The sequence below is a fragment of the Pseudomonas sp. LBUM1651 genome (assembly GCF_059716135.1).
Genome location: NZ_CP166805.1, coordinates 5693898 through 5713311, shown reverse-complemented (window position 1 = coordinate 5713311; position 19414 = coordinate 5693898). Strand labels below are relative to the sequence as shown.

Here is a 19414-nt window from a genome sequence, read left to right as displayed (position 1 = left end):
AAAGGAAAGGGTTATGAGCACGAAAATCATCAGCCTGGTGTCCATCGGCGCCCACCCGACCTCCGGCCGGCCACGTCGCGCGGAGCAGGATGCGCGGGCGGTGGAACTGGGTCTGCAACTGGCTGGGGATAATCTGCAAGTGCTGCATGCCGGCGACGTCGCGGAACCGGCGTTGCGCGCTTACCTGGGCATGGGCCTGGAGCAATTGCATGTGCTGGAACAACCGCAGGGCGCCGATGCATTGCCGGCGTTGACCGCCTATCTGCGCGATGCCGGTGCGCAAGTCGTGCTGACCGGCAGCCAGGCGGAAACCGGTGAAGGCTCGGGCATGCTGCCGTTTCTGCTGGCGGAAAGCCTTGGCTGGCCGCTGGTGGTCGGGCTGGCTCAGGTGGAATCCATCGACGGAAGTTCGGCGCTGGTGCTGCAAGCCTTGCCCCGTGGTCAGCGTCGTCGTTTGAAGGTACGGCTGCCGTTTCTCGCAACGGTGGATAACGCCGCGCCGAAGCCTCGGCAGAGCGCCTACGGCCCGGCCCGGCGTGGGGTGTTGCAGGCGGATGAAGTCGAAGTGATCGACGATGACCTGCTGGCGGTTGCCACCCTGCAACCTGCCAAACCCCGGCCTAAACGCTTGAAAGTGATCAAAGCGAAAAGCGGCGCAGACCGGATGAAAGCCGCGACGGCCAAGGCCAGTGGCGGCGGCGGACAGGTGCTTAAAGGCGTGACTGCGCAAGCGGGTGCCGAGGCGATTCTCAAGTTGCTGATCGAAGAAGGCGTGGTTCGCTAACACATAAAATCAGCGCAAATCTAATGTGGGAGCGAGACCGGCTTGCCGGCGATAGCGTTGGGTCAGTCGACATCACTGGTGGCTGACCCAACGCAATCGCCGGCAAGCCGGTCTCGCTCCCACAGGGAAAAACAATGACCGTTGAATTTCGTTCGGCAGTACGCGCGGATGCGCGGGAGATTGCTCGTCTGTTCCAGATTTCGTCGGAGGGCGCTTCGGATTACATCTGGAGCCAACTGGCAGAGCCCGGCCAGGATCTGTTGGACGTGGGCGCCAGTCGTTACGCCGGCGACGATGTGGATTTCTCCTGGCAGAACTGCCTGATTGCCGAAGCAGACGGGCAGGTCATCGGCATGATGCACAGCTACACAATGCGTCACGATCCCCTGGCCGAACCCACTACCGACCCGGTGCTGGCGCCGTATGCCGACATGGAAATCCCCGACACGCTCTACATCTCCAGCCTGGCGCTGCACGACGGCTGGCGAAATCAGGGCCTGGGCAAACAGTTCCTCGCGCACGCTCACGAGCGCGCCAACCAGTTGGGCCTCAAGGGATTGAGCCTGATCGACTACGCCGTCAACACCGGTGCCCGTCGGTTCTACGAGCGTCATGGCTTTCGAATCGTCGATACCTGCCAGATCACCCCTCACCCGATGATTCGGGTGACCGGTGAGGCCTACCTCATGCAGTGGCCCTAGTGAGCTACATTTCTCTATGAGCTGTCCGGGTTGGCTGCAGCGCTAATTCAAACAATGCGTTTTCAGGCATGGGTCGATCATGAACGCGGTCAGTCGGCGTGAGACATGTCTGATCTGTGCCCTGATGGTTTTTCTGGTTGTATCCACGAATTCGACGGCTGATAACGAAGCGCCGGATTTCTACACATGGATCGAGTCCGAACAGGGGCGCAGCGCTTCCCTGGCGCAGATGAAGCAGCAGTGCGACGACGTGCGCGATGCTGGAAAAAACCTGCAATGTTCAGTGTCCGTTCTCGCCAGAATGTTCGAGGCCAAAGCCGCCAATCAGCTTCCCGATTACTACCTGGCGATCAAGCGCCGTCACGCCCGGGCCATCGCGAATGACCCTGAGCTCAAACTGTTGTTCTCCATGTTCGGCAGCGAATCGTTCGCAATCTTGCGCCAGGTCGCCGATTTTTCGGTGACCCGGACAAAGCACCACGAGGTATTGCCGATCCATCCTCACCCCAGTGAAAGCCACGTGACGGACGAAGCGCTGCCCTACGTCGATGTCAAAGCGGCCAATGGTGTTTCGGCGCGGTTCATTCTTGACACGGGAGCCCCTCAAACCCGGGTCAACACTGAAACCGCGAAGCTGATGGGAATCAGGTTGTTAACCGACTCCCATTATGGCTACAGCACGTTTTACGGTGAGCGAGACCTGGCAGCCCAACTGGGAATCCTGGAATCCTTGAAGATAGGCACAAACGAATTCAGGAATGTCCTGGTGTTTGTCAGTGACCGGGATAACTTGTTGGGGCTTGATCTGATCGGTCAGTCAGGGCGTTTGAAGGTCACGAAAAAGACCCTTGAGATTAACGCTGCACCGCCCACGCGATGTGATTCGCCAATCACCTACGTGCGTATGGACATCAATCAAAGACTGACCATTTCTGCGCGACTGGATCGTCGGGCAACGCTGGCGATAATCGACACCGGCAACGTGGATTACCTGACCTCGTCCTCGCCCGGCCATTCAGCAGACAGCGTCACGCCGAGCCAGCGGACCTACAGGGGCGAGTTGAGCCTGTCCGGACGCATCCGGTCGATCACCTATAAATACTACCCGGACTACACCATTCCGCCGTCCATGCTGCTCGGGCAGTACGTGCCTTCGATCCTGCTCGGCTGGGGTGCATTCAATGACTATGAGTTGAACCTGGATATCGCCTCGGGCCTGTCCTGTTTCAACAGGGTTTGATGACGGTTACCCACAATCCCTGTTAGCGCTTCTGTGGATAACATGTTCGCCCCTCGCTGCACGCCATGAAAATAAAGCCCTGCAAGCCTTCGTACAAAAAACAACCAGCCTAACTTGCGGTTTTTACGGGCTTTTCCCCAAGGATAAGTTTAGGCGGGCGACGATACTTGCCCCCAATCTCTGTTGGCGCTTCTGTGGATAAGATGTTCGCTGTCCGCTACAGGCCATATAAAACGGGCTTGTCAGGCGTCTGATTAAAAAACAACCAAATCACCGCTTTGACCAGGTAAACCTCTCGCAAACCGCGATTTATCGCGGCTTTCAGCGGTTTTCCACAGATCCGCAAAAGTTGCCCCCAAAGTCTGTTGGCGCTTCTGTGGATAAGGTGTTCGCCATCCGCTACAGGACACGTATCGCGTGGCTTTCAAGTGTCAGGTCAAAAAACAACCAATCGCTGTTAAAAACCCTGCTTCTGGATAAGTCACGGATTTTCATCAGTTTCTGTGGAGAAAGTTATTGGTTCTCACACACTTGTCCCCATTAGCTGTGGGTGGAGGTGTGGATAACTTGTTTGCGGAAGGCTGGGAGCCACGTCCGGTATAGGCCTGAACGTTATAGATCATATTTCGTACAGTTCTAAGTTCGCGGTGGGTCAGAGGGGGATGCGTCGCGTGGAATGGCGCTATCGCGAGCAGGCTCGCTCCCACATTGATTGATGTCGTTCACAACATTTGTGAACACCACCGATCCCCTGTGGGAGCGAGCCTGCTCGCGATGCTTTTGCTCTTAGCCTTGTACCGGAACGCCTTTGAGATACGGGGCCGGTTCAGCCCCAAGGTTGTTCAACAGACGCTCGCTGTACCAGTCCACAAAGTTCACCACACCAAACTCATAAGTCTTCGAGTAAGGCCCAGGCTGGTAAGCGGTGGAGTTGATCCCGCGCTGGTTCTCTTCAGCCAGTCGACGGTCCTGGTCGTTGGTCGCATCCCAGACCTGGCGCATGCGCTCCACGTCGTAGTCCACGCCTTCGACCGCGTCCTTGTGCACGATCCACTTGGTGGTGACCATGGTTTCCTGCGCGCTGATCGGCCACACGGTGAACACAATGATGTGGTCGCCCATGCAGTGGTTCCACGAGTGCGGCAGGTGCAGGATGCGCATCGAGCCCAGGTCCGGGTTCTTGATGCGGCCCATGAGTTTGGCGCAGCCCTGTTTGCCGTCCATGGTCATCGACACGGTGCCCTTGAGCAGCGGCATGCGCACGATGCGGTTACGCAGGCCGAAACTGGCGTGGGCGTAAGGGATCTTCTCGGCTTCCCAGGCAGCGGCGGAGGCAGCGACGTGATCCTTGAACGCTTGATCGGCGCGCGGGTCGGTGACGTCGTCCCATTCCAGCAGGGTTTTCAGCAGTTCAGGGTGCGACGCGTTGCAGTGGTAGCACTCGCGGTTGTTTTCCAGCACCAGTTTCCAGTTGGCTTTCTCCATCAAGGTGGTGGTAATCGCCACCTTGGTGTTCTCCATGTCGTACGGTTCCATGTAATGGTTCAGCGTCGACAGGAAGTCATCGATGGCCGGCGGGTTCTCCGACAGGCTGATGAAGATGTAGCCACCGGCGGTCTTCACGTTCACTGGCTTGAGGCCGTACTGCTTCATGTCGAAGTCGGCGCCCATTTCGGTGCCGGCGAACAACAGGCGACCGTCCAGTTCGTACGTCCACTGGTGGTAGTGGCAGACCAGCTTGGCGACCTTGCCTTTTTCACTGGTGCACAGCCGCGAACCGCGGTGGCGGCAGACGTTATGGAAGGCATGGATCACGCCTTCGGCACCGCGAATCACGATGATCGGGTTCTTGCCGACTTGCAGGGTCAGGTAGTTGCCCTTGGTCGGGATCTCGCAGGCCATGCCGGCGATCAACCACTCTTTCTGGAAGATTTCCTGCATGTCGATATCAAACAGCCGCTCGTCAGAGTAAAACGGCTGCGGCAGCGAGAAAGTACGTTCGCGCTCTTGCAGCATCTGCGCGGTGGCCTTGCGTGCGGGTTCCAGTGGATCGCCCAGGCTCAGGGTAGTGGTGACGTCCATCATTTAATCCTCAAGGCCATTCTGTGTGGCCGGCGAAAGTGGCTAATCAGGTTTGCTACGCAAGGTGTAAAGAATGTGTCTTGGTATGGGGCGAGTGTGGGGCCGGCGTTACCCGGAACCTTATCCACGAGCGACATGGCCCACTCTGTTCCCGACGCGCAACCCCCGGTAGTTGGGGGCTGGTCGCGATAAGTATGTGAATGTCGCAGATAGGTAAATGGGTGTTCTGCGCTATACGCAGAATCGCCAACATAAGGCCGACCATCGGCGGTGGAGAACAGCATGTCCAACAGCTTCCTGAATCCGGTAACCACCCAGACCTGGGCCAACGGTCGACACATCGTCCGTTGCGTCAAAGTCATCCAGGAAACCTGGGATGTGCGCACCTTCTGCTTCATGGCCGACCAGCCGATCCTGTTCTTCTTTAAACCAGGTCAGTTCGTCACCCTGGAGCTGGAAATCGAAGGCGTGCCGATCATGCGCTCCTACACCATTTCCAGCTCGCCGTCGGTGCCGTACAGCTTTTCGGTGACCATCAAGCGCGTACCGGGCGGCAAGGTCTCCAACTGGCTGCACGACACCCTGCATGAAGGCCAGGAACTGGCGGTGCACGGGCCGGTCGGGCTGTTCAACGCCATGGACTTCACCGCGCCGAAAGTGCTCTACCTCAGTGGCGGTGTCGGCATTACGCCGGTGATGTCGATGACGCGCTGGTTCTACGACACCAACGGCAACGTCGACATGGTGTTTATCCACAGCGCCCGTTCGCCCAAGGACATCATTTACCACCGCGAGCTGGAACACATGGCGTCGCGGATCGACAACTTCAGCCTGCACCTGATCTGCGAGAAGCATGGTCTGGGTGAGCCGTGGGCCGGTTATCGCGGTTACCTGAATCACAAGATGCTGGAGCTGATGGCGCCGGACTTCCTTGAGCGCGAAGTGTTCTGCTGCGGCCCGACGCCGTACATGAACGCGGTCAAGCGCATGCTCGAAGCCGCCGGTTTCGACATGAAGCGGTATCACGAGGAATCCTTCGGTGCCACGCCACCGGAAGCCCGCGCCGATGCGGTGGAGCAAGCCGAAATTGCAGCAGATGCACCGGACATCGACGTGGCGGATCTGCATCAAGTGGAATTCACCGCGTCCGGCAAGAGCATTCGCGTTGCACCGGGGGAAACGGTCCACGCCGCTGCTGCCAAGCTGGGTCTGTTGATTCCAAAGGCCTGCGGGATGGGGATCTGCGGGACGTGCAAGGTGATGAAGCTGGGGGGCGAGGTGGAAATGGACCACAATGGCGGGATCACCGAGGAAGACGAAGCAGAGGGATACATTCTTTCGTGCTGCAGCGTGCCGAAGGGTGACGTGCGCATCGAGTTTTGATGGACCCTTGTAGGAGCGAGCTTGCTCGCGATGGACTTGAAGGCGCCGCGCTCATTCAGGCAGCCCACGTCATCGTTAGCGTCCATCGCGAGCAAGCTCGCTCCTACAAGGGTGATCAGTCCACAAACAGGTCAGGCATCAGTTTGTCTTCGGTGCCGGGCTCAAAGCGGTAATGATCGAATTCGGTCACACCATGCTCCCGCAGAATTTCCTCATCAATCAGCAATCGTCCGGTAATGCTGCGACCGCTGCTGTCCAGAATCACATGGGCGGCATCCGCCATAATCGCGGGCGTGCGCGCATGCTTGAACGACTCGCGAGAACCCAGCTGAAACTCGATAGCGGCGGTGGCGATCATGGTCTGCGGCCACAGCGAGTTGACGCTGATGCCGTAGTTCTTGAATTCCTCGCTCATGCCCAAAGTGAGCATGCTCATGCCGTATTTGGTCACGGTGTACGGACTGTATTGGGCGAACCATTTGGTTGCCAGGTTGAGTGGCGGTGACAGATTGAGGATATGGCCGCTGCTCTTTTTCAAATAGGGCAGAGCGGCCTGACTGCACAGCAACACGGCGCGGGTGTTGATCTGGTGCATCAGGTCAAAGCGCTTGAGCTCGATGTGCTGAACGCCGGTCAGCTTGATTGCGCCGGCATTGTTGATCAGCGCATCAATACCGCCGAAGTGCTCGTTGGCCTGGGCCAAGGCTTCACGCACCGCGACCTCATCGCGCACATCCACCTGCAAGGCCAGCGCCTTGCCGCCTGCGTCCTCAACTTCCTTCGCCACGCTGAAAATCGTGCCCGGAAGTTTGGGATGCGGCTCGGCACTTTTGGCCGCGATCACAATGTTGGCCCCATCCGGCGCAGCCCGCAGCGCGATCTCACGACCAATCCCGCGACTGGCGCCGGTAATGAACAGGGTTTTGCCTTGTAATGACATGCGTGCGCTCCTGATTGTTATTGTCTGAGCGAATCGAGTGGCTCGCAGGACAATGTAGACCAAGACGCTGTGGTGAATGGCGAGTGAGCTTTTGTGGCGAGGGGGCTTGTCGGACCGCCGCACCGCCCCGTTCGGCTGCGCAGCAGTCGTAAACCCTGTAAATGCGGTGTGGCTGGCAAACCGCATGTTCAGGTCTTAGGGCTGTTTCGCAGCCCAACGGGGCGGTGCGGCGGTCCGACAAGCCCCCACGCCACAGGGGATCGGGTTGCTGCTTAGCGGGACATGACTTCCCGGATATCCGCCGCCAGTTCACGGACGCGCTCTTCTTCGGTGTCCCACGAGCACATGAAGCGTGCGCCGCCGTTGCCGATGAAGGTGTAGAAGCGCCAGCCCTTGGCGGTCAGCGCGGCGATGGCTGGTTCCGAGAGTTGCAGGAATACGCCGTTGGCCTGTACCGGGAACATCAATTCAACGCCCTGAATGTCGCTGACCAGTTCGGCCAGCAACTGCGCGCAGTGGTTGGCGTGGCGGGCGTATTTGAGCCAGGCGTCGTTTTCCAGAATCCCGACCCACGGCGCCGAGAGGAAACGCATCTTTGACGCCAGCTGACCGGCCTGTTTGCAGCGATAGTCGAAGTCTTCGGCCAGTTTGTGGTTGAAGAACAGAATCGCCTCGCCCACGGCCATACCGTTTTTCGTGCCGCCGAAGCACAACACGTCGACGCCGGCCTTCCAGGTCAGGTCGGCCGGCGTGCAGCCGAGGAATGCGCAGGCGTTGGAGAAGCGCGCGCCGTCCATGTGCAGGTTCAGGCCCAGTTCTTTGCAGGTGGCGCTGATGGCGCGGATTTCTTCCGGGGTGTAGACGCTGCCGACTTCGGTGGCCTGGGTCAGGGTCACGACGCGCGGTTTCGGGTAGTGGATGTCCTGGCGCTTGAGGGCCACTTCGCGGATCGATTCCGGGGTCAGCTTGCCGTTATCGGTGCGGGCGACCAGCAGCTTGGAGCCGTTGGAAAAGAATTCAGGCGCGCCGCATTCGTCGGTTTCGACGTGGGCGGTTTCCGAGCAGATCACGCTGTGGTAACTCTGGCACAGCGACGACAGGGCCAGTGAGTTGGCGGCGGTGCCGTTGAAGGCGAAGAACACTTCGCAGTCGGTTTCGAACAATTTGCGGAATTGATCGGACGCGCGGGCGGTCCATTCATCGTCGCCGTAAGCGCGCTGGTGGCCGTGGTTGGCCTGTTCCATCGCCGCCCAGGCCTCAGGGCAGATACCGGAATAGTTGTCGCTGGCGAATTGTTGGCTCTTATCGGTCATGGCCCTGCTTTCCGTGGTCGAGACGCTTATGGTGAAGCGTCTCGTGGTCAATGATGGTGCGCACTTTACCGAAGATCATCCGGGGAGCACACGGGATGCGTCTGACAGAACACTACAAAGACGACGGGCAATTATGCACATGACGCAACGGGATGGGGCACTGGATCTGCTGAAGTGGCTGGCGCTGCTGAGCATGGTGCTCGATCACCTGCGATATGTCGGTTACTCCGTCGATATTCTCTATGTTCCCGGGCGGTTGGCGTTTCCGTGGTTCTGTCTGGCGATGGCGGCGAATGTTTCGCGGGCACGGGAAGTCACACATCAGTGGCGGTATTTGGGCTGGTTGATGCTGTTCAGTGCCATCAGCGAAATCCCTTACCGGATGTTCATCCCTGATCCCGACACCTTGAACGTGTTGCCTACGCTGGCGCTTGGGCTGCTGGTCGCGCGCGGCTGGCAGCAGGAAACGCTGCAATCGCGACTGCTCGCGGTCGGCGCTGTGACGCTGGCGGCGCTGTTCTCGGAACGCCTGATGTTCGGCTTCTTCGGCGTATTGTTGCCGCTGGTGATGTTGCTGGTGATCAGGCGTCCCTGGTATTTCAGTCTGTTTCCGGGATTGGTTTGCATGGCCGCCAATCAATGGCATGTGCTGTATGCCTCGGCCCGGTTCGGCAACAGTGCCGCCCTGTTCGGCATCGCCACTTGTCTGATCGCGCCATTGCTCGGGTTGTTCTTGTTGCGACATGCCGGGTATTTCAAGCCACCGCCGATGCGGCGTTGGGCGTATGCGCTCTATCCCGTGCATTTCCTCGTGCTTCTGGCCTTGCGCCAAATCCTGGCCTGACCCCGCCCCTGTGGCGAGGGGGCTTGCCCCCGTTGGGCTGCGAAGCGGCCCCAAATCCTGAGAATGCGGTCTATCAGGCAGACCGCATTGGCCGGTTTTACGACGGCTACGCCGCCGAACGGGGGCAGGCCCCCTCCCCACAAGAGCCTTCCCCGGCCCACCCATTTCAGTCCATGTCGTAAACGCACCTTTGCGTGGCGTCCGTAGGCATTTGACCTGTCTGCGCCGGTCATACCATCGCATCAAAGGGCACTACCGACAGGTACGTGCCTCACCGAGACGAATGGCGCACCGCCGCCGCTGGGAGAGACGCGATGTTCAGCAAGCAAGACCAGATCAAGGGTTACGACGATGCGCTGCTGGCGGCGATGAATGCCGAGGAGCAACGCCAGGAAGATCACATCGAGCTGATCGCGTCAGAGAACTACACCAGCAAACGCGTCATGGAAGCGCAAGGCAGTGGCCTGACCAACAAATACGCCGAAGGTTATCCGGGCAAGCGCTACTACGGTGGCTGCGAGCACGTCGACAAGGTCGAAGCCCTCGCCATCGAACGCGCCAAGCAATTGTTCGGCGCCGATTACGCCAACGTGCAGCCGCACTCCGGTTCCTCGGCCAACAGCGCCGTGTACTTGGCCCTGCTGCAAGCCGGCGACACCATTCTGGGCATGAGCCTGGCCCACGGCGGTCACCTGACCCACGGTGCCAAGGTGTCGTCCTCGGGCAAGCTGTACAACGCCGTGCAGTACGGTATCGACACCAAGACCGGCCTGATCGACTACGACGAAGTCGAGCGCCTGGCCGTCGAGTGCAAGCCGAAGATGATCGTCGCCGGCTTCTCGGCCTACTCCAAGACCCTCGACTTCCCACGCTTCCGCCAGATCGCCGACAAGGTCGGTGCGCTGCTGTTCGTCGACATGGCTCACGTCGCCGGTCTGGTCGCTGCCGGTCTGTACCCGAATCCGCTGCCGTATGCCGATGTGGTCACCACCACCACCCACAAGACCCTGCGCGGTCCACGTGGCGGCCTGATCCTGTGCAAGTCCAACGAAGAAATCGAGAAGAAGCTCAACGCGGCAGTCTTCCCGGGTGCCCAAGGCGGCCCGCTGATGCACGTGATCGCCGGTAAGGCCGTGTGCTTCAAGGAAGCTTTGGAACCCGGTTTCAAGGCTTACCAACAACAAGTGATCGACAACGCCCAGGCTATGGCCGGCGTGTTTATCAAACGCGGCTACGATGTAGTGTCCGGCGGCACCGACAACCACCTGTTCCTGGTCAGCCTGATCCGTCAGGGCCTCACCGGCAAAGAGGCGGACGCAGCACTCGGTCGCGCCCACATCACTGTGAACAAGAACGCTGTCCCGAACGATCCACAGTCGCCGTTCGTGACCTCCGGCCTGCGCATCGGCACCCCGGCGGTGACCACGCGCGGCTTCAAGGTGACCCAGTGCGTCACGCTGGCCGGCTGGATCTGCGACATCCTCGACAACCTCGGCGACGCCGATGTCGAGGCCAACGTCGCGCAGCAAGTGTCGGCCCTGTGCGCGGACTTCCCGGTTTATCGCTGAGCGCGGTTTTGGAGTAAATGACTATGCAACGCTACTCGGGCTTCGGCCTCTTCAAACACTCCCTCAGCCATCACGAAAACTGGCAGAAAATGTGGCGCACGCCGACCCCTAAAAAGGTCTATGACGTGGTCATCGTCGGCGGTGGCGGGCATGGTCTCGCCACGGCTTACTACCTGGCCAAGGAACACGGCATCACCAACGTGGCCGTGGTCGAGAAAGGCTGGCTGGGCGGCGGTAACACCGCGCGCAACACCACCATCGTCCGCTCCAACTACCTGTGGGACGAGTCGGCGCACCTGTACGAACACGCGATGAAACTGTGGGAAGGCCTGTCCCAGGACCTCAACTACAACGTGATGTTCTCCCAGCGCGGCGTCTACAACCTGTGCCATACCCTGCAGGATATCCGTGATTCCGAGCGTCGGGTCAGCGCCAACCGTCTCAACGGCGTCGACGGCGAACTGCTTGATGCCAAACAAGTGGCCGACGAGATTCCGTACCTCGACTGCTCGAAAAACACCCGCTACCCAGTCATGGGCGCCACCGTTCAGCGTCGCGGCGGCGTAGCCCGTCACGATGCCGTGGCGTGGGGCTTTGCCCGTGCTGCTGACGCACTCGGCGTGGACCTGATCCAGCAGACCGAAGTGATCGGTTTCCGCAAGGAAAACGGCGTGTGCATCGGCGTTGAAACCAACAAGGGCTTCATCGGCGCCAAGCGCGTCGGCGTAGTGACCGCCGGTAACTCCGGGCACATGGCCAAGCTGGCCGGTTTCCGTCTGCCGATCGAATCCCACCCGCTGCAAGCGCTGGTGTCCGAGCCGATCAAACCGATTATCGACAGCGTGATCATGTCCAACGCCGTGCACGGCTACATCAGCCAGTCCGACAAGGGCGACCTGGTGATCGGCGCCGGTATCGACGGCTACAACGGCTACGGCCAGCGCGGTTCGTACCCGGTGATCGAACACACCATCCAGGCCATCGTCGAGATGTTCCCGGTGCTGTCCCGCGTACGCATGAACCGACAGTGGGGCGGCATCGTCGACACCACGCCGGATGCGTGCCCGATCATTTCGAAAACCCCGGTACCGAACATGTTCTTCAACTGCGGTTGGGGCACCGGTGGCTTCAAGGCTACACCTGGCTCGGGCAATGTGTTTGCCGCGAGCCTGGCCAAGGGTGAAATGCACCCATTGGCCGCACCTTTCTCCATCGACCGTTTCCACAACGGTGCGTTGATCGACGAACACGGCGCTGCTGCGGTTGCCCACTAACAGGAGAAATCCCCATGTTGCATATCTTCTGTCCTCACTGTGGCGAGCTGCGCTCCGAAGAGGAATTCCACGCATCCGGCCAGGCGCACATCCCGCGTCCACTGGATCCGAACACCTGCACCGACGAGGAGTGGGGCGACTACATGTTCTTCCGCGATAACCCTCGCGGTCTGCACCACGAACTGTGGATTCACGCCGCCGGTTGCCGTCAGTACTTCAACGCCACCCGCGACACCGTGACCTACGAGATTCTCGAGACCTACAAGATCGGCACCAAGCCACAATTCACCGACAAGACCGATAGCCCGAAAGCGGCCACCACGGCTCTGGGAGAGAAGGTATGAGCCAGATCAATCGCCTGTCCAACGGCGGACGGATCGACCGCAACAAAGTGCTGAGCTTCACCTTCAACGGCCAGGTCTACAAAGGCTTTGAAGGCGACTCCCTGGCCGCTGCCCTGCTGGCCAACGGTGTCGACATCATCGGCCGCAGCTTCAAGTATTCCCGTCCACGCGGCATCTTCGCTGCCGGTGCCGAAGAGCCGAACGCCGTGCTGCAGATCGGCGCGACTGAAGCCACGCAGATCCCGAACGTACGCGCCACGCAACAAGCGCTGTACCAAGGCCTGGTCGCCACCAGCACCAACGGCTGGCCGAGCGTGAACAACGATATGATGGGGATTCTCGGCAAGGTCGGCGGCAAGCTGATGCCGCCGGGCTTCTACTACAAAACCTTCATGTACCCGCAATCATTCTGGATGACTTACGAGAAGTACATTCGTAAGGCCGCCGGCCTTGGCCGCTCGCCGACCGAGAACGATCCGGACACCTACGACTACATGAACCAGCACTGCGACGTGCTGATCGTCGGCGCTGGCCCTGCCGGCCTGGCCGCTGCCTTGGCCGCTGCGCGCAGCGGTGCTCGCGTGATCCTCGCCGATGAGCAGGAAGAGTTCGGCGGCAGCCTGCTCGATTCCCGCGAAAGCCTCGACGGCAAGCCAGCCACCGAGTGGGTCGCCAGCGTCATCGCCGAACTGAAAGACACCCCGGACGTGCTGCTGTTGCCGCGCGCCACGGTCAACGGTTACCACGACCATAACTTCCTGACCATTCACGAGCGCCTGACCGATCACCTCGGCGACCGCGCCCCGATTGGCCAGGTGCGTCAGCGCATTCACCGGGTCCGCGCCAAGCGCGTGGTCCTGGCGACCGGTACTCACGAGCGTCCGCTGGTTTACGGCAACAACGACGTGCCGGGCAACATGCTCGCCGGCGCTGTGTCGACTTACGTTCGTCGTTACGGCGTGGCACCGGGCAAGAAACTGGTGCTGTCGACCAACAACGATCACGCCTACCGCGTTGCGCTGGATTGGCTCGACGCCAGCCTGCAAGTGGTGGCCATCGCTGACGCCCGCAGCAACCCGCGTGGTGCGCTGGTGGAAGAAGCCCGCGCCAAAGGCATTCGCATCCTGACCGGCAGCGCCGTGATCGAGGCCCGTGGCAGCAAGCACGTGACCGCCGCTCGCGTCGCCGCGATCGATGTCAAGGCACACGCCGTGACCAGTCCTGGCGAATGGCTTGATTGCGATTTGATCGCCAGTTCCGGCGGTTACAGCCCGGTGGTTCACCTGGCGTCGCACTTGGGCGGCAAGCCGATCTGGCGTGAAGACATCCTCGGTTTCGTACCGGGCGAAGCACCGCAGAAACGCGTGTGCGTCGGTGGCATCAACGGCGTCTACGGCCTCGGCGATTCCCTGGCCGATGGTTTTGAAGGTGGCGCCCGCGCAGCCAGCGAAGCCGGTTTCAGCGTGGTCGAAGGCACATTGCCGAAAGCCCTGAGCCGTCTGGAAGAGCCAACCCTGGCGCTGTTCCAGGTGCCGCACGAAAAGAACACCGCACGTGCGCCGAAGCAATTCGTCGACCTGCAGAACGACGTCACCGCCGCCGCCATCGAACTGGCGACCCGCGAAGGCTTCGAGTCGGTCGAGCACGTCAAGCGCTACACCGCACTGGGCTTCGGCACTGACCAGGGCAAGCTTGGTAACGTCAACGGCCTGGCCATCGCCGCCCGTTCGCTGAACGTGACCATCCCGCAGATGGGCACCACCATGTTCCGTCCGAACTACACGCCGGTCACCTTCGGCGCTGTGGCCGGCCGTCACTGTGGGCACATTTTCGAGCCAGTCCGTTTCACCGCGCTGCATCACTGGCACGTGAAAAACGGCGCCGAGTTCGAAGACGTCGGTCAGTGGAAACGTCCGTGGTACTTCCCGAAAAACGGTGAAGACATTCACGCCGCGGTGAAACGCGAATGCAAAGCCGTGCGCGACAGCGTCGGCCTGCTGGACGCGTCGACCCTCGGCAAGATCGACATCCAGGGCCCGGACGCGCGCGAGTTTCTCAACCGCATCTACACCAACGCCTGGACCAAGCTCGACGTGGGCAAGGCGCGTTACGGCCTGATGTGCAAAGAAGACGGCATGGTCTTCGACGACGGTGTAACCGCTTGCCTCGCCGACAACCACTTCGTGATGACCACCACCACCGGCGGCGCTGCACGCGTGCTGCAATGGCTGGAAATCTACCAACAGACCGAATGGCCAGACCTGAAGGTGTACTTCACTTCCGTGACGGATCACTGGGCAACCATGACCCTGTCCGGGCCGAACAGCCGCAAGCTGCTCAGCGAAGTCACCGACATCGACCTGAGCAACGAAGCGTTCCCGTTCATGACCTGGAAAGAAGGCCTGGTCGGCGGTGTGCCGGCGCGGGTGTTCCGCATTTCGTTTACCGGTGAGCTGTCGTACGAAGTCAACGTGCAAGCCGACTACGCCATGGGCGTGCTCGAGAAAATCATCGAGGCCGGCAAGCAGTACAACCTGACGCCATATGGCACCGAAACCATGCACATCCTGCGGGCCGAGAAGGGCTTCATCATCGTCGGTCAGGACACCGACGGCTCGATGACCCCGGACGACTTGAACATGGGCTGGTGTGTCGGTCGCACCAAACCGTTCTCGTGGATCGGCTGGCGTGGCATGAACCGCGAAGACTGCGTACGTGATCAGCGCAAACAACTGGTCGGCCTGAAACCGATCGATCCGACCACATGGCTGCCGGAAGGGGCGCAGCTGGTGTTCAACACCAAGCAGACGATCCCGATGACGATGGTCGGTCACGTCACTTCCAGCTACCTGCACAACTCTCTTGGCTATTCGTTTGCCATGGGCGTGGTCAAGGGCGGCTTGAAGCGCATCGGTGAGCGGGTGTTCGCACCGCTGGCGGATGGCAGCGTGATCGAGGCGGAAATCGTTTCTTCGGTGTTCTTCGATCCTAAGGGTGATCGCCAGAACATCTAATGGCCTCGAGAACTGTGGCGGGCTACCAATCGCTAGCAGGCTAGCTCCCACAGGGGAACGCGGTCCAATGTGGGAGCTAGCCCGCTAGCGATAGCGGTAGTGCAGCCACCACAGGAACCAACAGAATTCAGGAACAGGTGCTTTATGACCGCAGCCAATGTTTACCAACAACGCCCAACCACCGGGGCCAAGGCCGAGTCGTCGCTGCATCATGCCGACCTCGCCAGCCTGGTCGGCAAGGGTCGCAAAAACGCCGGCGTGATCGTGCGTGAGAAAAAACTCCTCGGCCACCTGACCATCCGTGGCGATGGCCACGACACCGCGTTTGCCGCGGACGTGCACAAGGCCCTCGGCATCGAATTGCCTGGCGCACTGAGTGTCATCGTCAAAGGCGAAACCAGCCTGCAATGGATGGGGCCGGATGAATGGCTGCTGATCGTGCCGACCGGCGAAGAATTCGCCGCCGAGCAAAAACTGCGTGAAGCGCTGGGCGACCTGCACATCCAGATCGTCAACGTCAGCGGTGGCCAGCAGATCCTCGAACTGAGCGGCCCGAACGTGCGCCAGGTGCTGATGAAATCCACCAGCTACGACGTACACCCGAATAGCTTCCCGGTCGGCAAGGCCGTGGGCACCGTGTTCGCCAAGTCGCAACTGGTGATCCGCCACACGGCCGAAGATACCTGGGAACTGCTGATTCGCCGCAGCTTCTCGGATTACTGGTGGTTGTGGTTGCAGGATGCGGCGGCCGAGTACGGGCTTAGCGTTCAGGCTTGATCACAACCACCCTGTAGGAGCGAGCTTGCTCGCGAAGGACTCCAGAGCGACGCGTTAATCCAGAAAGCACGCGTTATCGTTGACGTCCATCGCGAGCAAGCTCGCTCCTACAGGAGGCCGTTTCGTTTATCGATGCCTTAGGAGTCACCGCACTATGAGCCGCGCCCCAGACACATGGATTCTGACCGCCGACTGCCCAAGCGTTCTCGGCACCGTGGACGCGGTGACCCGCTTTCTTTTCGAGCAGGGCTGCTACGTCACCGAGCACCACTCCTTCGATGACCGGCTTTCGGGCCGGTTCTTCATTCGCGTGGAATTCCGTCAGCCCGACGGCTTCGACGAACAAGCCTTCCGCGCGGGCCTCGAAGAACGTGGCCAGGCCTTCGGCATGATCTTCGAACTGACTGCACCGAACTACCGGCCAAAAGTGGTGATCATGGTCTCCAAGGCCGATCACTGCCTCAACGATCTGCTCTACCGCCAGCGCATCGGTCAGTTGTCGATGGACGTCGCCGCCGTGATCTCCAACCACCCGGACCTCAAGCCGTTGGCCGACTGGCACCAGATTCCGTATTACCACTTCCCGCTCGACCCGAACGACAAGCCGTCGCAGGAGCGTCAGGTGTTGCAGGTGATCGAAGACTCCGGCGCCGAACTGGTGATCCTTGCGCGCTACATGCAGGTTCTGTCGCCGGAGTTGTGCCGCAAACTCGACGGCAAGGCGATCAATATTCATCACTCCCTGCTGCCGGGGTTCAAGGGTGCGAAGCCGTATCACCAGGCCTACAACAAGGGCGTGAAACTGGTGGGCGCCACGGCGCACTACATCAACAACGACCTGGACGAAGGACCGATCATCGCCCAGGGCGTGGAGGCGGTGGATCACAGCCATTACCCGGAAGACTTGATCGCCAAGGGGCGGGATATCGAGGGGCTGACGTTGGCGCGAGCCGTGGGTTATCACATTGAGCGGCGAGTGTTTTTGAACGCCAATAGAACCGTCGTTCTTTAGGTCGCCATCGCTAGCAGGCTAGCTCCCACAGGGTTTTGGGTTGTTCACAAATCCTGTGCTCACCCGAATCACTGTGGGAGCTGGCCTGCCAGCGATGAGGCCATAACAAACAACACAAAACACACAGGCAATAACCCGAGCAATCAACGCGCCGCCGATCCATGGCGACGCGACCGCTACATAAAAACAACAGCGAGGTGAAAGCATGTCTGGCAATCGTGGTGTGGTGTATCTCGGCGCTGGCAAGGTCGAAGTACAGAAAATCGACTATCCGAAAATGCAGGACCCGCGTGGCAGGAAGATTAATCACGCTGTCATCCTGCGCGTGGTTTCCACCAACATCTGTGGTTCCGACCAGCACATGGTGCGCGGCCGTACCACCGCTCAGACCGGTCTGGTGCTGGGCCACGAAATCACTGGCGAAGTGATCGAGAAGGGCAGCGACGTCGAGAACCTGCAGATCGGCGACCTGGTGTCCGTACCGTTCAACGTGGCTTGCGGGCGCTGCCGTTCCTGCAAGGAAATGCACACCGGCGTCTGCCTCAGCGTGAACCCGGCGCGTCCGGGCGGTGCTTACGGTTACGTCGACATGGGCGACTGGACCGGCGGCCAGGCTGAATACGCGATGGTGCCGTACGCCGACTTCAACCTGCTGAAACTGCCTGATCGCGATCGTGCGATGGAAAAAATCCGCGACCTGACCTGCCTCTCCGACATCCTGCCAACCGGTTACCACGGCGCAGTGACGGCCGGCGTTGGCCCAGGCAGCACCGTGTACATCGCGGGTGCCGGTCCGGTCGGTCTGGCGGCTGCCGCTTCCGCTCGCCTGCTGGGCGCGGCGGTGGTGATCATTGGTGATGTCAACACTGTCCGCCTGGCACACGCCAAGGCCCAGGGTTTCGAAATCGCCGACCTGTCTTTGGACACCCCGCTGCACGAACAAATCGCTGCGTTGCTGGGCGAGCCAGAAGTGGATTGCGCCGTCGATGCCGTGGGCTTCGAAGCGCGCGGTCACGGCCATGACGGTGTGAAACACGAGGCCCCGGCCACCGTGCTCAACTCGCTGATGGGCGTGGTTCGGGTCGCCGGCAAAATCGGTATCCCTGGCCTGTACGTGACCGAAGATCCGGGTGCCGTGGACGCGGCCGCGAAAATGGGCAGCCTGAGCATTCGCTTCGGTCTGGGCTGGGCCAAATCCCACAGCTTCCACACTGGCCAGACCCCGGTGATGAAGTACAACCGCCAGTTGATGCAGGCGATCATGTGGGACCGCATCCATATTGCTGACATCGTCGGTGTCGAAGTGATCAGCCTCGATGACGCGCCACGTGGCTATGGCGAGTTCGATGCGGGCGTGCCGAAGAAGTTTGTGATCGATCCGCACAAGCTGTTCAGCGCGGCATAAGGCTTCACGCAATACAAAACGGCGACCTTCGGGTCGCCGTTTTTGTTTAGTCATACATCAATCCGCAGACGAGCGGGTTAAAAATGGGCGCAGCGCTGAGGAACATGCCGACAGAAGCCCGGTCAAAACGGCAGCTTTTCCGCCCGTTACCGGGCGGTTTTCATGGCACAAGAGGATGTCTGGATGAAGATTTCACGCGGTTTTGCACTGGCATCGCTCATGACCCTGGCGGCCAGCCCGGTCTTTGCTCAGTTCAGCCTGAGCGATGCGGCTAATGCCATTTCCGGCATGAAGGGCGATAACGCCGCCACAGCGGCAGCGCCGACCTCTGAAACCGCTGGTCTGCTGGGTGCGCTCAGCCAATTGAACGTGACGCCACAACAAATGGTTGGCGGCACCGGAGCGATGCTCGGCCTGGCGAAGAATCAATTGAGTTCGACCGACTATTCGGAACTGGCCAAAAGCGTACCGGGCATCGACACGCTGTCGGGCGGCGGTGAACTGGGTGCGCTCGCCGGTTTGCTCGGTTCGTCCGGCAAGGCGGCCGGTCTGGACAATGCCTTGGGCAACGTCAAGGACACCAATGACCTGAACAATGCGTTCAGCGCATTGGGCATGGACAGCGGCATGATCGGTCAGTTTGCCCCGGTGATTCTGCAATACCTCGGTCAGCAGGGTGTGGGCGGTTCGGTGCTGCAGAGCCTGGGCGGAATCTGGGGCGCCGGCAGCTGAT

At 60.3% G+C, this 19414-nt stretch carries 16 protein-coding genes; 13 read left to right on the top strand and 3 right to left on the bottom strand.

Annotated features, from left to right (window positions below; translation table 11 throughout):
• Nucleotides 1-13 precede the first annotated feature (13 nt).
• The 3 genes from etfB (at nucleotide 14) to ACA066_RS26805 (ending at nucleotide 2725) form a co-directional block, all read left to right on the top strand.
• A complete protein-coding gene (gene etfB, locus ACA066_RS26815) occupies nucleotides 14-784 on the top strand; it encodes an electron transfer flavoprotein subunit beta (protein ID WP_497697267.1) in 771 nt (256 codons plus the stop codon).
• Between the two features lie 134 nt (nucleotides 785-918).
• A complete protein-coding gene (locus tag ACA066_RS26810) occupies nucleotides 919-1485 on the top strand; it encodes a GNAT family N-acetyltransferase (RefSeq protein WP_497697266.1) in 567 nt (188 codons plus the stop codon).
• A gap of 79 nt (nucleotides 1486-1564) precedes the next feature.
• The gene (locus tag ACA066_RS26805) at nucleotides 1565-2725 is read left to right on the top strand and encodes a retropepsin-like aspartic protease (RefSeq protein WP_497697265.1); all 1161 of its coding nucleotides are present in this window, start codon (nucleotides 1565-1567) and stop codon (nucleotides 2723-2725) included.
• A 786-nt stretch (nucleotides 2726-3511) separates the two neighbouring features.
• On the opposite strand, the gene gbca is transcribed toward ACA066_RS26805, so the two are convergent.
• Entirely contained in the window at nucleotides 3512-4807 is a 1296-nt protein-coding gene (gbca, locus tag ACA066_RS26800) for a glycine betaine monooxygenase oxygenase subunit (RefSeq protein ID WP_497699967.1), read from the bottom strand.
• Between the two features lie 282 nt (nucleotides 4808-5089).
• On the opposite strand from gbca, the gene gbcB reads away from it, so the two are divergent.
• Nucleotides 5090-6190, top strand: coding sequence for a glycine betaine monooxygenase reductase subunit (gene gbcB / locus ACA066_RS26795; protein WP_214379351.1), 1101 nt, complete (start codon nucleotides 5090-5092; stop codon nucleotides 6188-6190).
• A 115-nt stretch (nucleotides 6191-6305) separates the two neighbouring features.
• Here gbcB and ACA066_RS26790 read toward each other — a convergent pair whose 3' ends face one another.
• Together ACA066_RS26790 and ACA066_RS26785 are read right to left on the bottom strand one after the other, a co-directional pair.
• Nucleotides 6306-7130 carry an SDR family oxidoreductase gene (locus ACA066_RS26790; protein WP_497697264.1) on the bottom strand — a complete coding sequence of 275 codons (825 nt, stop codon included), beginning with the start codon at nucleotides 7128-7130 and terminating at the stop codon, nucleotides 6306-6308.
• Between the two features lie 272 nt (nucleotides 7131-7402).
• The gene (locus ACA066_RS26785) at nucleotides 7403-8443 is read right to left on the bottom strand and encodes a threonine aldolase family protein (protein WP_497697263.1); all 1041 of its coding nucleotides are present in this window, start codon (nucleotides 8441-8443) and stop codon (nucleotides 7403-7405) included.
• Nucleotides 8444-8576: 133 nt separating this feature from the next.
• On the opposite strand from ACA066_RS26785, the gene ACA066_RS26780 reads away from it, so the two are divergent.
• The 9 genes from ACA066_RS26780 (at nucleotide 8577) to ACA066_RS26740 (ending at nucleotide 19413) form a co-directional block, all read left to right on the top strand.
• A complete protein-coding gene (locus ACA066_RS26780) occupies nucleotides 8577-9287 on the top strand; it encodes a TraX family protein (protein WP_497697262.1) in 711 nt (236 codons plus the stop codon).
• 314 nt (nucleotides 9288-9601) lie between these two features.
• Nucleotides 9602-10855, top strand: coding sequence for a serine hydroxymethyltransferase (glyA, locus tag ACA066_RS26775; protein WP_214379345.1), 1254 nt, complete (start codon nucleotides 9602-9604; stop codon nucleotides 10853-10855).
• Nucleotides 10856-10878: 23 nt separating this feature from the next.
• On the top strand, nucleotides 10879-12129 hold the full coding sequence (locus tag ACA066_RS26770) for a sarcosine oxidase subunit beta (RefSeq protein WP_007947735.1): 1251 nt from the start codon (nucleotides 10879-10881) through the stop codon (nucleotides 12127-12129).
• 14 nt (nucleotides 12130-12143) lie between these two features.
• A complete protein-coding gene (locus tag ACA066_RS26765; protein WP_017341182.1) occupies nucleotides 12144-12473 on the top strand; it encodes a sarcosine oxidase subunit delta in 330 nt (109 codons plus the stop codon).
• Nucleotides 12470-15487 (top strand): sarcosine oxidase subunit alpha, encoded by a 3018-nt coding sequence (locus tag ACA066_RS26760; RefSeq protein WP_497697261.1) that lies wholly within the window; start codon nucleotides 12470-12472, stop codon nucleotides 15485-15487. The genes ACA066_RS26765 and ACA066_RS26760 overlap by 4 nt, the downstream gene beginning before the upstream one ends.
• A gap of 144 nt (nucleotides 15488-15631) precedes the next feature.
• Nucleotides 15632-16264, top strand: coding sequence for a sarcosine oxidase subunit gamma (locus tag ACA066_RS26755; RefSeq protein ID WP_497697260.1), 633 nt, complete (start codon nucleotides 15632-15634; stop codon nucleotides 16262-16264).
• Between the two features lie 154 nt (nucleotides 16265-16418).
• Complete coding sequence (purU, locus tag ACA066_RS26750; protein WP_497697259.1) at nucleotides 16419-17276, top strand: formyltetrahydrofolate deformylase; 858 nt, start codon at nucleotides 16419-16421, stop codon at nucleotides 17274-17276.
• 205 nt (nucleotides 17277-17481) lie between these two features.
• On the top strand, nucleotides 17482-18681 hold the full coding sequence (gene fdhA, locus ACA066_RS26745; RefSeq protein WP_497697258.1) for a formaldehyde dehydrogenase, glutathione-independent: 1200 nt from the start codon (nucleotides 17482-17484) through the stop codon (nucleotides 18679-18681).
• A 183-nt stretch (nucleotides 18682-18864) separates the two neighbouring features.
• Entirely contained in the window at nucleotides 18865-19413 is a 549-nt protein-coding gene (locus ACA066_RS26740; protein ID WP_497697257.1) for a DUF2780 domain-containing protein, read from the top strand.
• Nucleotide 19414 lies beyond the last annotated feature (1 nt).